General features: G+C 58.7%; 14 protein-coding genes. 10 read left to right on the forward strand and 4 right to left on the reverse strand.

What is annotated here, in order from left to right; genetic code table 11:
- Positions 1–242: 242 nt before the first annotated feature.
- The 9 genes from LC093_RS10195 (at position 243) to LC093_RS10235 (ending at position 9,565) form a co-directional block, all read left to right on the forward strand.
- Complete coding sequence (locus LC093_RS10195) at positions 243–1,352, forward strand: aminoglycoside phosphotransferase family protein (protein ID WP_226664673.1); 1,110 nt, start codon at positions 243–245, stop codon at positions 1,350–1,352.
- Between the two features lie 9 nt (positions 1,353–1,361).
- Entirely contained in the window at positions 1,362–2,057 is a 696-nt protein-coding gene (gene murU, locus LC093_RS10200) for an N-acetylmuramate alpha-1-phosphate uridylyltransferase MurU (protein ID WP_226664674.1), read from the forward strand.
- A gap of 82 nt (positions 2,058–2,139) precedes the next feature.
- A complete protein-coding gene (gene rpe, locus LC093_RS10205) occupies positions 2,140–2,808 on the forward strand; it encodes a ribulose-phosphate 3-epimerase (RefSeq protein WP_226664675.1) in 669 nt (222 codons plus the stop codon).
- Between the two features lie 663 nt (positions 2,809–3,471).
- On the forward strand, positions 3,472–4,953 hold the full coding sequence (gene trpE, locus LC093_RS10210) for an anthranilate synthase component I (RefSeq protein ID WP_226664676.1): 1,482 nt from the start codon (positions 3,472–3,474) through the stop codon (positions 4,951–4,953).
- 37 nt (positions 4,954–4,990) lie between these two features.
- On the forward strand, positions 4,991–5,860 hold the full coding sequence (locus tag LC093_RS10215; RefSeq protein WP_226664677.1) for an ion transporter: 870 nt from the start codon (positions 4,991–4,993) through the stop codon (positions 5,858–5,860).
- Positions 5,857–6,435, forward strand: a complete 579-nt coding sequence (locus LC093_RS10220) for an anthranilate synthase component II (RefSeq protein ID WP_226664678.1) — start codon at positions 5,857–5,859, stop codon at positions 6,433–6,435. Before LC093_RS10215 ends, LC093_RS10220 begins: the two co-directional genes overlap by 4 nt.
- A gap of 211 nt (positions 6,436–6,646) precedes the next feature.
- A complete protein-coding gene (gene trpD, locus LC093_RS10225; protein ID WP_226664679.1) occupies positions 6,647–7,681 on the forward strand; it encodes an anthranilate phosphoribosyltransferase in 1,035 nt (344 codons plus the stop codon).
- A gap of 4 nt (positions 7,682–7,685) precedes the next feature.
- The gene (gene trpC / locus LC093_RS10230) at positions 7,686–8,480 is read left to right on the forward strand and encodes an indole-3-glycerol phosphate synthase TrpC (protein WP_226664680.1); all 795 of its coding nucleotides are present in this window, start codon (positions 7,686–7,688) and stop codon (positions 8,478–8,480) included.
- An 89-nt stretch (positions 8,481–8,569) separates the two neighbouring features.
- Positions 8,570–9,565: an alpha/beta hydrolase gene (locus LC093_RS10235; protein WP_226664681.1), complete on the forward strand. Its 996-nt coding sequence runs from the start codon at positions 8,570–8,572 to the stop codon at positions 9,563–9,565.
- A gap of 9 nt (positions 9,566–9,574) precedes the next feature.
- Here the strand turns inward: LC093_RS10235 and rarD are convergent, their stop codons facing one another.
- Both rarD and serA read right to left on the reverse strand, forming a co-directional pair.
- A complete protein-coding gene (rarD, locus tag LC093_RS10240; RefSeq protein ID WP_226664682.1) occupies positions 9,575–10,489 on the reverse strand; it encodes an EamA family transporter RarD in 915 nt (304 codons plus the stop codon).
- Between the two features lie 170 nt (positions 10,490–10,659).
- On the reverse strand, positions 10,660–11,907 hold the full coding sequence (gene serA / locus LC093_RS10245; RefSeq protein WP_226664683.1) for a phosphoglycerate dehydrogenase: 1,248 nt from the start codon (positions 11,905–11,907) through the stop codon (positions 10,660–10,662).
- A gap of 185 nt (positions 11,908–12,092) precedes the next feature.
- On the opposite strand from serA, the gene LC093_RS10250 reads away from it, so the two are divergent.
- Positions 12,093–12,755, forward strand: coding sequence for a fumarylacetoacetate hydrolase family protein (locus tag LC093_RS10250; protein WP_226664684.1), 663 nt, complete (start codon positions 12,093–12,095; stop codon positions 12,753–12,755).
- A gap of 91 nt (positions 12,756–12,846) precedes the next feature.
- Here LC093_RS10250 and LC093_RS10255 read toward each other — a convergent pair whose 3' ends face one another.
- Together LC093_RS10255 and LC093_RS10260 are read right to left on the reverse strand one after the other, a co-directional pair.
- On the reverse strand, positions 12,847–13,620 hold the full coding sequence (locus LC093_RS10255) for a GNAT family N-acetyltransferase (protein ID WP_226664685.1): 774 nt from the start codon (positions 13,618–13,620) through the stop codon (positions 12,847–12,849).
- A gap of 12 nt (positions 13,621–13,632) precedes the next feature.
- Positions 13,633–14,073 (reverse strand): DMT family transporter, encoded by a 441-nt coding sequence (locus tag LC093_RS10260; RefSeq protein WP_226664686.1) that lies wholly within the window; start codon positions 14,071–14,073, stop codon positions 13,633–13,635.
- Between the last annotated feature and the right edge of the window lies 1 nt (position 14,074).

Consider the following 14,074-nt stretch of genomic DNA (forward strand, 5'->3'; position numbering starts at 1 on the left):
CGCTGCCTGCGGGTCTGAAGCGCAAAAATCAGCGGAGGATTCTACTTGAATGGCCGTAACCATGGAAACAATAGCGGGTGATACGCACCGCCAGCGCAGTTACAATGCGCAGTTTTTAGGCGGTCATCCTTCCGCGCCGGGTTCAGACTCCTGTATATCCGGTAAAGTTAGCAGCACCAGTAGCGTCCCAACGTCGCTGCGGGAAACAAATAATAGAGCAGTAAATTGAAAACAGGTGGCGGATGACTGAGAGTGTTGATGAAGGTCAGGATGAGCGTCGTGATCAGCTGCGCGAATGGGCTGCCCGTGCCCTGGAGAGCGGCCATGAACCGCTCGCACTGCCGCCTCTGCGGGAAACCCTGAGCCTTCAGCCCCTTTCCGGGGATGCAGGTTTCCGCCGCTATTTCCGTGCTGACACCTCTCCGAGCCTGATCGCGGTGGATTCGCCGCCGCAAAAAACCAACGTGAAGCGGTTTGTCGCCCTGGCGGATTATCTGCGTCGCAACGGGATTCATACTCCGCTGGTGATCGCAGCCGACGTCGAGCGGGGCTTTATGCTGCTGGAGGATCTCGGCGACACTCAGCTGTTGCGGGCACTAAACAGCGACAGCGTGTCCGGACTTTATGCCGAAGTTCTGAATGAATTGCTGTGCCTGCAGCAGATTCCGCGTGCGGAGGGGCTGTTCCCTCCCTACGATCGCGAGCTGCTGCATATGGAGATGCGCCTGCTGCCGGAGTGGCTGATTGGCAAGTTACTCGGACGCACGCTGAGCGAAGAAGAAGACCACCTGCTGGAGCGCACCTTTGCCCACCTGCTCGATAGTGCCTGCGCTCAGCCCCAGGTCCTGGTGCACAGGGATTACCACAGCCGCAACCTGATGTTGCACGATGGCCAGCGTCCCGGGGTCGTCGACTTCCAGGATGCGGTCTGGGGGCCAGTAACCTATGACCTCGCTTCACTGCTGCGGGACTGCTATATCCGCTGGCCGCGGGAGCAAGTGGAAAACTGGGCGCTCGCCTATGCGGCCATAGCCGCTGAGGCGGATGTTATCCCTGAGGTCTCCCCTGAAACCTTCCTGCGTTGGTTTGACTGGATAGGCCTGCAGCGTCACATCAAGGTGCTGGGGCTTTTCCCGCGCCTGTACCTGCGCGATGGCAAGCACGGTTATCTGCCGGATCTCCCCCTGGTGATCCGCTACACACTGGAAGTCAGCGAGAAATATCCCGAGTTACAGCCCTTTGCCCAGTGGTTCCGCGCTGAAATCCTGCCGTTGATCGAGCAGCAGGATTGGTACCGCGACTATCGTACTGCGGGGGACCGCACCACCGTTGACACAGAGTCACCCGAATAATTGCACTGTATGAACGTCCCAACACGCCAGGCCCCAGCGGCCATGTTGCTCGCCGCCGGATTCGGCAAACGTATGCGGCCACTGACCGACTACACGCCCAAGCCACTGATTCCGGTACTTGGGAAACCCTTGATTGAGTACGCCCTGGAGCGTCTCGCTGCTGCCGGTGTTACACGTGTGGTGGTCAATCTTGCGCACCTCGGCGAGCAGATTCGCGAGTACCTTGGCAGTGGTGAGCGCTGGGGGCTGCAAATCCAGTTCTCTACGGAAGATCAGCCGTTGGAAACCGCTGGCGGTATTACCAAGGCGTTACCCCTGCTTGGGGATGCGCCCTTTCTGGTGGTCAATGGCGACGTCTGGTGCGACTTCGACTTTTCCAATTGGATCGAAAACCCGCTGCCTGATCACTGTCCCGGCCGCCTGCTGATGGTGCCCAACCCTCCGCACAACCCCGAAGGGGATTTCGGTATTGAGGACGGCTTGCTGTCGGGAACGGCGAAGCCCCGCTATACCTTTGCCGGAATCAGCTGGCTGCGTCCAGAGATCCTCACGGCTTACCCCCATGCTCGTGAATGCTATGGGTTGGGCGAGGTGTTTACCCACAATGAAGACCTGATGCAGGCGGAAGTCTATGGGGGTGACTGGTGTGATGTGGGTACGCCGGAAAGATTGAATAATCTGGAAGAGCGTTTGCGGGCGGAGTGAGCGAACCCGCTTACGATACGCAATTATTTGAACTGAAAGGCCCAGTCAAAAAAGGTCTATAGCAAAACACTGAGACGAGATGATGTCAGACTACAAAATTGCCCCTTCTATTCTTTCTGCTAACTTTGCCCGCTTGGGCGAAGAGGTCGACAACGTACTCGCCGCTGGCGCGGACTGGGTGCACTTCGATGTAATGGACAACCATTACGTGCCCAACCTCACTATCGGCCCGATGGTGTGCAAGGCGCTGCGCAATCACGGTGTGGAAGCGCCTATCGACGTGCATCTTATGGTTGAGCCAGTCGATGACATGATCCGCATGTTTGCCGACGCCGGCGCCACCTACATTACCTTCCACCCGGAAGCCAGCAGGCACGTGGACCGCTCCCTGCAGCTTATCCGCTCCCTCGGCTGCAAGGCCGGCCTGGTATTCAACCCGGCCACCAGCCTGGATGCGGCCAAGTATGTGATGGACAAGCTCGACATGATCCTGCTCATGTCCGTAAACCCCGGCTTCGGCGGCCAAAAATTCATCCCCGCGACCCTGGGCAAGCTCCGTGAAGCGCGCAAGCTGATCGACGATTCCGGCCTCGATATCCGCCTGGAGATTGACGGCGGTGTGACCAAAGACAATATCCGCGAAATCGCCCAGGCCGGTGCCGACAGCTTTGTGGCCGGCTCCGCGATCTTCAATACGGATGACTATGCGGAAGTTATTAAGGTGATGCGCTCGGAGCTGGCGCAGGTCTGAGGGCTGGACTCCGTAGATTTGGTGGTTTCGCAGGGGCTACCTGGCGGCTGGGCACCGGGTGGAGCTTTTCGGGACCGAGCTAGGCGCCCCCCTGTGAATACGTCCCTGTACGCTTCGTCGGCAACATCCATGTTGCCGACGATCCCGAAAAGCTCCACCCGGCCCCCAGCCTTCGCATCAAATTTCAGTGCCCCGTTTACACTAGTGTTCAGAGCTCCATAAGTTTGAATTGAAGCTGGAGTGCCGGGTAAAGGTTTTTGAAAGCGTCGCAAACAGGATGTTTGCGCCGCAGCGCCCAGGGATGGGTTCACAGCGGTTTCAAAAACCTTTACCCGGTGCTCAGGCGCCACAAGAGGTTATAAAGGACCACAAAGGACCAAACAGAGTCATGAAAATCCCGAGCTTGCCGCCTTTACCAGAGATTTGTACACTTGCTCGCCGGAATACAGGGAAGCAACTCGACGCTGCGAGATTCTGACATTGAACTGCACTGCCCACCTCAACAACAGCTGGCGATGGCGCCACTGAACCGCTCTGAAGTCTGACGACCAGCCCAGGTCGCCCGGACGCCTTTCCCGCGGGTAGGATTCCACAACACAAGCGTGGCCCAGCCCCCGAAAAAACACAGTAATACCAATAGCATTGGATAGACACGGAGTCGCCATGACCCCCAGCGAATACGCCCAACTTGCGTCTGCAGGATACAACCGCATACCTCTGGTCCGCCGCGTACTGGCCGACATAGAAACCCCGCTGACCACCTACATGAAGCTCGCCGCCCGCGACGGCGGTCGCTACAGCTACCTGTTTGAGTCGGTACAGGGTGGGGAAAAATGGGGGCGTTATTCCATTATCGGTTTGCCCGCGCGCACCGTGCTGCGGGCATCCGGCCACGAGGTGACTATCGAGCGCGATGGCAAAATTGTCGAGCAGAGTACCGTAGAAGACCCTCTGGCCTTCGTGGAAGCCTTCCAGAGCCGCTACAAGGTTCCTGAGTTGCCCGGCTTGCCGCGCTTCAACGGTGGACTCGTTGGCTACTTTGGCTACGACTGTGTGCGTTATATCGAGCCCAGGCTCGCCAACAGCTGCCCGCCGGATACCCTCGGCAACCCCGATATCCTGTTGATGGTCAGTGACGAGCTGGTGGTATTCGACAACCTGGCCGGGGCGGTGATCTTTATTGTTCACGCCGACCCCGGGCAGGACGATGCTTACGCACAGGCCCAGCGCCGCCTGGACGAGCTGGTCGGCCAGCTGTCGCAGCCGCTGGCGGCGGTGGATCCGCTGGGTATCGACGGCGATGACACCGCAGAAGCGCTCTTTATGTCGCACTTTGGCGAAGAGGCGTTCAAACAGGGCGTACACAAGGTGAAGGAGTACATCCTCGCCGGTGACGTAATGCAGGTGGTACCGTCCCAGCGTCTGTCTGCGCCGTATACCGCCCCGCCGTTGAATTTGTACCGCGCCCTGCGCAGCCTCAATCCGTCTCCCTATATGTATTTCCTCGACCTGGGCGACCACCAGGTGGTGGGGTCCAGTCCCGAGATCCTGGTACACCTGGAAGATGGTGATATGACCGTGCGCCCGATCGCCGGTACCCGCCGCCGAGGCGTGACGGAAGAGCAGGATCTGGCGCTTGAAAAAGAGCTGCTGGCAGACCCGAAGGAAGTGGCCGAGCACCTGATGCTGATCGACCTCGGCCGCAATGACGTCGGCCGCGTGGCGCAGACCGGGACGGTGCAGGTAACGGACAAGATGGTTGTGGAGCGTTACTCCCACGTGATGCATATCGTCTCCAATGTCACCGGCAAGATTAAACCCGGGCTCTCCGGAATCGACGCGCTGCGCGCAGCCCATCCCGCGGGCACTTTGTCAGGAGCGCCGAAAATCCGTGCGATGGAAATCATCGACGAACTGGAACCGGAAAAGCGCGGCATCTACGGCGGCGCCGTGGGCTACCTGGCCTGGAATGGCAATATGGATACCGCCATTGCGATCCGTACCGCGGTGATCAAGGATGAGAAGATTTATGTCCAGGCCGGCGCCGGTCTGGTGGCAGATTCAGACCCGCAGTCCGAGTGGGATGAAACCATGAACAAGGCCCGCGCGCTGTTCCGTGCGGTGGCCATTGCAAACGGGCAATAACGCGTAAGACGCGCAACCATTGGAAGAAGTAGTACCGATGAGCGAACTTTCTGTATCGCAGAAAAGCACCCTGGCTGAAACCTGTCGCCGTATCGCGGCAGCGCCACGATTCAACCAGATCATTATTGGCCTGATCATGGTCAATGCGGTGGCCGTGGGCCTGGAAACATCGAGCTGGATCGTTGAGCGTTTCAGCGATCTGCTGCATGGTGTAAACCAGTTGATCCTGGTGGCCTTCATGGCCGAGGCCCTGATCAAGATCGCCGCCCACGGCAACCGCCCCTGGCGCTATTTCGCCAATGGCTGGAACTGCTTCGACTTCAGCATCATCGTGTTGAGCCTGATTCCGGCTGCGGGCCCCATGGCGACACTGGCGCGCCTGGTGCGGGTGTTGCGGGTATTGCGCCTGGTATCCGCTTTCCCCGAGTTGCGTTTGCTCGTGGATACGCTGCTGCGGAGCCTGCCGAGCATGTTCCATATCAGTTTGCTGATGGGCATTATTTTTTACATATACGGGGTAGCAGGTTACTTCCTGTTCCACGAAATCGATCCGACCCATTGGCGCAGCCTGCCGATTGCATTGTTGAGTCTGTTCCGGATCGTAACCTTCGAGGACTGGACTGACATCATGTATACGGCGATGGAGGCCATGCCCTATGCCTGGCTGTACTTCATCAGCTTTGTGGTGATGGGTGCGTTTGTAATGATCAACCTGTTTATCGGTGTGGTGCTGAATAACCTGGAAGAGGCCAAGTTGCGCCGCCTGGATGAGCTGAGCATGCCACCCAGCCAGACCGAGATCCTGCGCGAGCTGCGCGCTACCCAGGAATCCCTGACCCGTTTGCAGAAGCGGTTGGGGAATGAATTAGAACTGTCGGACGGGAATGAAAAAGGAACCGAATCATGATCCTGATGATCGACAACTACGACTCCTTCACCTGGAATGTGGTGCAATACCTGGCGGAGCTGGGTGCCGAGGTCGTGGTCAAGCGCAACGACGAAATCAGCGTTGCTGACATCGAGCAGCTGAACCCGGAGAAGATCGTGATCTCTCCGGGTCCGTGCACGCCGAATGAAGCGGGTATCTCCATGGAGACCATTCGCACTTATGCCGGCAAAGTTCCGATCCTCGGCATCTGCCTGGGCCACCAGAGTATCGGCCAGGTGTTTGGTGGGCGGGTTGTGCGCGCCGGGCAGGTGATGCACGGCAAGACCTCGCCGATCGTGCACAACAATGTGGGCGTGTTCAAAGGCCTGTCGAACCCGTTTGAGGCGACTCGCTACCATTCGCTGGTGGTGGAGAAGGGCAGTCTGCCGGAGTGTCTGGAAGTTACTGCCTGGACTGAAACCGAAGATGGTGAGATTGACGAAATTATGGGGCTGCGGCACCGTGAGTTGCCGATCGAAGGGGTCCAGTTCCACCCGGAGTCGATCCTGACCCAGCATGGGCACGATATGTTGAGGAATTTTCTGGAAGGCTAGGGGCAGTCGCCTGCCGCGAAGTGAAGCGCGAGATGCGAAGGGCCTGATACCGGGGACTGTTTGCGAGACCTTCCGCGAGAGGGACCTCGCGGAAGAGCCCCCAGGGATGGGTTCACGGCGTGTCTCGCAAACAGTCCCCGGTAGCAGGCCCGCCACACGCCTGCTTTCGACCACCGGGTGACCAAAAGGAATAGTCTCAGGGGGAGTAAAAATGAATATCCAACAAGCCATCGCCAAGCTCGTAGACGGCGATCACCTCACCAGAGCGGAAATGCGTGAAGCTATGGGGCAGATCATGCAGGGGGAGGCGGAGGATGCACAGATCGGTGCTTTCCTGGTTGCCCTGCGGATGGCCGGCGAGACGGTGGAGGAAATCACCGGGGCGGTGGAGGTCATGCGTGAGCTGTCCACCAAGGTGCACATCGACCTGACCAATGCTGTGGATATCGTTGGTACCGGTGGTGACGGTGCCAATCTGTTCAATGTCTCCAGCGCGTCGAGCTTTGTGGCCGCGGCGGCCGGCGCGCGGGTCGCCAAGCACGGCAACCGCTCCGTTTCTTCCTCCTCCGGCTCCGCCGACCTGCTGGAGAAAGCCGGAATCTACCTGCCTTTATCTCCTGAGCAAGTAGCCCGCTGTATCGAAGGTGTGGGGGTCGGTTTCATGTTTGCCCCGAGTTACCACAGCGCCATGCGCCACGCGATCGGCCCGCGCAAAGCTCTGGGATTGCGCACCATTTTTAATCTCCTCGGCCCGCTCACCAACCCCGCCGGGGTCAAACGCCAGGTAATCGGGGTCTACGACCCGCACTATTGCCGCATGTTGGCCGAAGTACTGCAGAGCCTGGGGTCAGAGCACGTAATGGTGCTGCACAGTGACGACGGTCTGGACGAGATCAGTCTCGCTGCCGATACCCACGGCTGGGAGCTGAAAAACGGCGAGCTTAAAAAGGTTACACTGAGCCCGGAAGATTTCGGTATCGAGCGCCAGAACCTCGATGGCCTGTGTGTCGACGGCTCGGAAGCGTCGCTGGCGCTGATCCGCGATGCCCTCGGCAAGCGCGAAACCCCCGCCGGTAACAAGGCAGCTGATATCATTGCTCTCAATGCCGGTATGGCGATCTACGTAAGCGGCGTTGCTGCGAGTACCCAGGAAGGGGTAAGCATGGCCCAGGATGCTATCTACAGCGGCCTCGCCGGAGAAAAAATAAACGAGCTGGCTGCATTTACCAGCGCATACAAAGAGTGAAGTAATGGATACGCCAACGATTCTGAAAACCATCGTTGATCGCAAGTGGCAGGAAATTGCCGAGCGCAAACAACAGGTGTCCCTGGATGAGATCCAGCAGCGCGCCCTGCAACAGCCGCCGTGCCGTGGATTTGTGAATTCGATCGAAGCCAAGCGCAACGCTGGTGAGGCTGCAGTGATCGCGGAAATCAAGAAGGCCTCGCCGAGCAAGGGTGTGATTCGTGAAGATTTCATTCCGGCCGAGATCGCTACCAGCTATGAGAAGGGCGGCGCGGCCTGTCTTTCCGTATTGACCGATGTGGACTTTTTCCAGGGCGCGGACGAGTACCTGCAACAGGCTCGTAACGCCGTGCGCCTGCCGGTGATTCGCAAAGACTTTATTGTCGATCCGTATCAGGTTTACGAGGCCCGCGCCATCGGTGCCGACTGCATCCTGCTGATAGCCGCCTGCCTGGATGACGCGAAGCTGAAAGAGCTCAATGACCTGGCGATCGAGCTGGGTATGGACGTGCTGGTGGAAGTGCATGATCGCGCGGAACTGGAGCGCGCGCTGCAGCTGCCGAACCGCCTGATTGGTATCAACAACCGCAATCTGCACACGTTTGAAGTGCAGCTGGAAACCACCTTCAAGCTTTTGGACCTGATTCCGGACGACCGCATTGTTGTGACCGAAAGTGGCATTCATACCACCGACGACGTTGCCGCAATGCGCGGTCACAATGTGGATACTTTCCTGGTCGGTGAAGCCTTTATGCGCGAGCCGGAACCGGGCCGTCGACTGCTGGAACTGTTTAACTGATTTCGCCGGGTGGCAGGCTGATACGGGCTTGCCACCCAAAGACTCCCGCTCCTTCTTAATTCTCTTGCCCATAACCACCCCGGCAAGAAATGCAGTACCATTGGGTCATGGACCTGCTGCAAGATTTCAATGTTATCGAACCCAGTCCGGTAATTCGCCGGCCGGACTATTCCGCGCTGCGCCAGACTCTGCCGAAACTGGACTTTGCCTGCGACCAGCCGCTGCCGGAATCGGTGGTTTCCTACCGCAATTTTTATCGCCTGAATTTTGCTGAAGCGAGCGCTACCGGTATCGGGACGTTCAAGGCGGCGGGCTTTGAACTGGTTGCGCAGTACTGGTTGGTGAATGCTCCCAAGGGCACCCTGTTTATCTGTCACGGCTACTTTGACCACACGGGTATTTATGGTGCCGCTATCCGCTTTGGGCTGGAGCGCGGTTACAACGTAGTGATTTTCGACTTTCCCGGCCACGGTCTTTCCAGTGGCGAGCCGGTGGCCATTGATACGTTTCTGCAGTATCGGGAATCACTGGAAACCCTGTTGCGTCGTGCGCAGGGGAAAATGCCGGAGCCCTGGCATGGCATGGGACAGAGCACCGGCGGGGCGGCGCTGCTGGGGTATCTTCAGTACAGCTACTGGCAGCCGTTCGACAAGGTCATGCTATTGGCGCCCTTGATACGTCCGGCGCGCTGGCACCTGCGCAAGTGGATGTATTACCTGGGGCGTTACCTGATGCCGCATCCCAACCGCGGTTTCAATATCAATACCCACGATGCGGAGTTCGCCCGCCGCCAGGCGCATCGCGACCCGCTGCAATCCCCGGTTATGTCGATTCGCTGGCTGGGCGCGATGGTGGACTGGTTGAAATCCTTCCCCAAAACCGCGCGCAATTCCAAGCGGATCCTGGTGGTACAAGGCACGGACGATGGCACTGTCGATTGGCGCTACAACATGCGCGCCATCCGCGATCGCTTCCCCAACAGCAAGCGCGTCATTGTGCGTGGCGCCCGCCACCAGATGATCAATGAAACCCAGCCATACCGAAAGCAGATCATTCAGGCCCTGGACGACTGGCTTGCCGAATAGTTATTCCGCTTAAAGTGCCGCCTTACGCAATAGACGGCGCTTGCGCCGGTGTACCAGCGCATCGGTGGAATACAGGAACAGCGCAAACCACACGATGGCGAAAGTGATCAGCTTGCTCTCACCCAACGGCTCTCCGTAGAAAAATGTTGCCAGCAATAGCATCAGGGTTGGTCCGATATATTGCAGGAAGCCCACGGTGGAAAGGTTGAGTCGTCGCGCTGCGATATTGAACAGTAACAGCGGCGTCAGCGTGATCGGGCCGGCCAGTAATAGCAGGCCATTCAGTTGCCAGCTGTTGGTCAGCAGGTTACTGCTGGGGCTGTCCGTCCACAGCAGGAAAATGATCGCGACGGGCAGCATGTACAGGGTTTCCACGGCGAGCCCCGTGAGACTGTCGACCGGGGCGCGTTTGCGTACCAGGCCATAAAAGCCGAATGAAAACGCCAGGAACAGCGCGATCAGCGGTACCCGCCCAAACTGCCACAATTCATAGCCAATGCCGGCCGCGGCGAGCGCAACTGCAAACCATTGCAGCGGGCGTAGGCGCTCGCCCATAAACAGGACGCCGAGGGAAATACTGACCAGTGGGTTGATGTAATACCCGAGGCTGGCGTCCAGCATGTGCTGATTGGTAATGGCCCAAATAAAGACCAGCCAATTGCTGCCGATCAGCAGTGTGGATAGCAGCAGCGTGGTCATTTTCTTGCGCGAGCCCAGGGTCTCCCAGAAGTCTTTCAATTTGCCCAGCAGTGCCAGAAGCAACATAGCCAGGATAAACGACCAGACACTGCGGTGGCTGAGGATTTCCGGAGCGGAAATACCGTCGAGCAAATTGAAGTACAGCGGCGCCAGTCCCCAGATGAGGAAGGCACCAATGCCGGCCAGCAGGCCTGCCGTGGCGGAGTCGGAATTCTGGTTTTGCACGTGAAATAAGCCTTGGCTCGGCGCACAGCGAATACTGTACTGCGGGATGCGGAAGCGAGCCGGTCAGTCAGGGAGAAAAAAGAAACCCGGGCGGCGGGTGCCGTCCGGGTTTGCGGGAGTCTATCAGACGCGCGGCGCGCCTGTCAGGAAGGGCCCCTTAAAAAGGTCCCTTAAAACAGTACGCGGCAGCGCAGGGTGCCGGGGATATTCTTGAGCTTTTCCAGCGCCAGGTCGGAGTACTCTGCGTCCACATCGATGACCACGTAACCTACCGTCTCATTGGTCTGCAGGTACTGGGCGGAGATGTTGATGCCGTTTTCCGAGAACACCTGGTTGATGGCACCCAGAACACCGGGCACGTTTTTGTGGATGTGCAGCAGGCGGTGTGCACCGGCATGACCTGGCAGGGCAACTTCCGGGAAGTTCACCGAGCTGGTGGTGGTGCCATTGTCGGAATAGAGCGCCAGCTTGTCGGACACTTCCACCCCGATATTTTCCTGGGCTTCGACAGTGGAGCCGCCTACGTGCGGTGTCAGCAGCGCATTGTCGAGGCCACGCAGCGGCGATACAAATTCGTCGTCGTTGCCGCGGGGCTCTACCGGGAATACATCGATGGCGGTCGCCGCCAGGTGGCCGCTTTTCAGTGCTTCTGCCAGCGGCTCGATTTCCACCACGGTGCCGCGGGATGCATTGATCAGGATGGCACCTTTCTTCATCTTCGCAATCTGCTCGGCGCCGATCATCCACTTGGTGGAGGGCAGCTCCGGCACGTGCAGGGATACCACGTCAGCTTGTGCCAGCAGTTCGTCCAGGGTGTTTACCTGGGACGCGTTGCCCAGCGGCAGCTTGGTGACCACGTCGAAGAAGATCACGCGCATGCCGATGCCTTCGGCCAGTACGGATACCTGAGAGCCGATAGCGCCGTAACCGATCAGGCCGAGGGTCTTGCCGCGGGCTTCGTAAGAACCCACCGCCGACTTCTGCCAGCCACCGCGGTGGCAGACCATGTTCTTTTCCGGAATGCCGCGCAGCAGCATGATCGCCTCGGCGATCACCAGCTCGGCTACGCTACGGGTGTTGGAGTAGGGGGCATTGAATACCGCAATACCGAGATCGGTAGCGGCCTGCAGGTCTACCTGGTTGGTACCGATGCAGAAACAACCGACGGCGATCAGCTTGGGCGCGTTTTCCAGCACCTTGCGGGTCAGCTGGGTACGGGAGCGAATACCGACAAAGTGCGCGTCGGCGATCTTCTCGATCAGTTGATCTTCCGGCAGCGCGGTTTTGATGTATTCCACGTTGGAGTAGCCGCGGGCGGTCAGCAGGTCTACGGCGGACTGGTGTACGCCTTCCAGCAACAGGATACGGATTTTGTCTTTCTGCAAAGATTCTTTCGGATAAGAACTGGGCGGAGCCATATCGGATCTCTTGGCCGTGCGCGATGACGATACACCAATTAAAAGGGACGGGACATCGCGGCATATTAGCGAAAAAGGGCGAAAATCAGTTGGGGCTCGCCGGGTGCCCGGCGAGTGCGGCATCATACCACAAGGGCCCTGCAAAGATTTATACGCAATATCTATCCTAACTATCGAATTTGGTTATGTATAAGCATCAATTTACCTGTAATTCTCCTGTCGACCTGCCAGTGGGCAAAATTGTCTGTGTCGGGCGCAACTATGCGGCCCATGCAGAGGAGCTGAACAACCCGATTCCCGAGGAACCGCTGTTGTTTATCAAGCCGGCGACATCCCTGGCGCCCATGAGTGAGCCGATACATTTGCCGCGGGGACGGGGCGGTTGCCACTTTGAAGGTGAGCTGGCGCTGCTGATCGGCGAGCGCTTAACGGATGCGAACCCGTCAGAAGTGCCTCCGGCCATTGCCGGCCTGGGATTGGCGCTGGACCTGACCCTGCGGGAATTGCAGTCGGATCTCAAGAAACTGGGGCAGCCCTGGGAAAAAGCCAAGGGCTTTGATGGCGCCTGCCCCCTGTCTCCTTTTGTAAAACTGGACTGGTTGCCCAATTGGGACGAGCTGACATACACCCTGTGGCTCAATGGCGAGGTCCGCCAGCGGGGAAAGAGCAATCATATGCTGACACCCATTCTGGATTTGGTGGCGTATATCAGCAGCTACTTTACCCTGATGCCGGGCGACGTCGTGCTGACTGGCACACCGGCGGGCGTGGGCGAATTGCTGGTGGGCGACCGCATTGCCATGGGGTTGGAAGAGGACTGGCTGCGGGTGGAAACGTCTGTGGTTTGACGTCAATGGACTGTCGTGATTAAAGCCGGTCAAACCTGCAACAGGCCATGGCCGGCTTTGGCTGTTTTGACAATCGACGTCACCGCGATAATCACGGGCGGCGGTAACTGGTGATCCCGAACCGGGGTTCAAACCCGAGTTGTCGATACAGGCCCTCGCCCATTTGGGATGCCTGCAGGGTGACATAGCGTGCACCCGACTGCTGGCAGAGGTTCAGCAGCAACTGCATCAGCGTGCGCGCGATGCCCTGCCCGCGGAATCTATCCGGGACACCGACCTGATGGATGCCGATCCCCTCTCCGGTACGGAAAAGCAGGGCGGTGCCTACCGCTGTGTTGTCGCGCACGGCAAGCCACAGGTTCACTTCGCGGTGTGCGGCCAGGTTGGTAATCACCGTGTCGTCGATGGCGTAACCGAAAGCTTCGCTGCATACGGTTACCCAGGTTTCTATTTCTGCGCGCGTCTGCACCGGGCGCAAAACCAGGGTTGCGTCGGTTGCCGTTGTCGGCCACCGGCCGAGATCCAGGTGCATGGCCCGCTGCTCAAGGCAGGGTTGAAAACCGGAGTCCAGTAATGCCGCTTCCAGGTTCGGGGCGGCCTTCCACACCGGCACCATGGCCTCCGCCGGAAGGCGCCGTACAATGTTTTGCAGTGTCTCTTGTCCAGGGAGGACTGTGTCTTCCTCAAACCAGTGCCGATTGGGCCAGCGGTCGCACGCATAGAGTGTCGCCGCTCCGGTGTCGGGAACCTGCTTCGCTCCAGCGGCGCGCCACAGGCTGGTGAGGTTCTCGATATTGGCTTTATCCAGCTCTTCATCGCGCAGAGGGAGATGGCTGATGCCGCCCGTTACTGAAATGCTTTCCATGATCACTCTCGGTTACTCCCAGTTAATTAATACGATACCCGCCAATAGCGCTGCGACACCCAGTCCGCGCAGGAGTGAGACTGGTTTGGCGGGCAGGTCGAACCAGCCGAAGTGGCTGGAGACCACGGCAACCAGTATTTGCCCGGTCAGAGCAAACGACATCATGCTGCCAACCCCCATGCGCGGAATCAGGAAGTAAAACAGCCCTACGCCAAAGGCGCTGAGCAGTCCGCCGCACCACAGGTACCAGGGTACGCTCTGAATGGTGGCCAGAGTGGGGTAGTGCCTTACTGCCACCGCGATGGCGAATACGGAAACCAGGCAGCTGACCGCAAATGCGACGGCGGTTCCGAGCAGCGAGCTGTGCAGCAGTACGCCCAGTTGTGCATTGATGCTGGCCTGAACCGCAATCGCTGCACCGGCCATCAGGGCCAGGGTTGCCAGGGCCAGCATG

This window comes from Microbulbifer aggregans (genome assembly GCF_020524005.1).
GTDB classification, from domain to species: Bacteria; Pseudomonadota; Gammaproteobacteria; order Pseudomonadales; family Cellvibrionaceae; genus Microbulbifer; species Microbulbifer aggregans_A.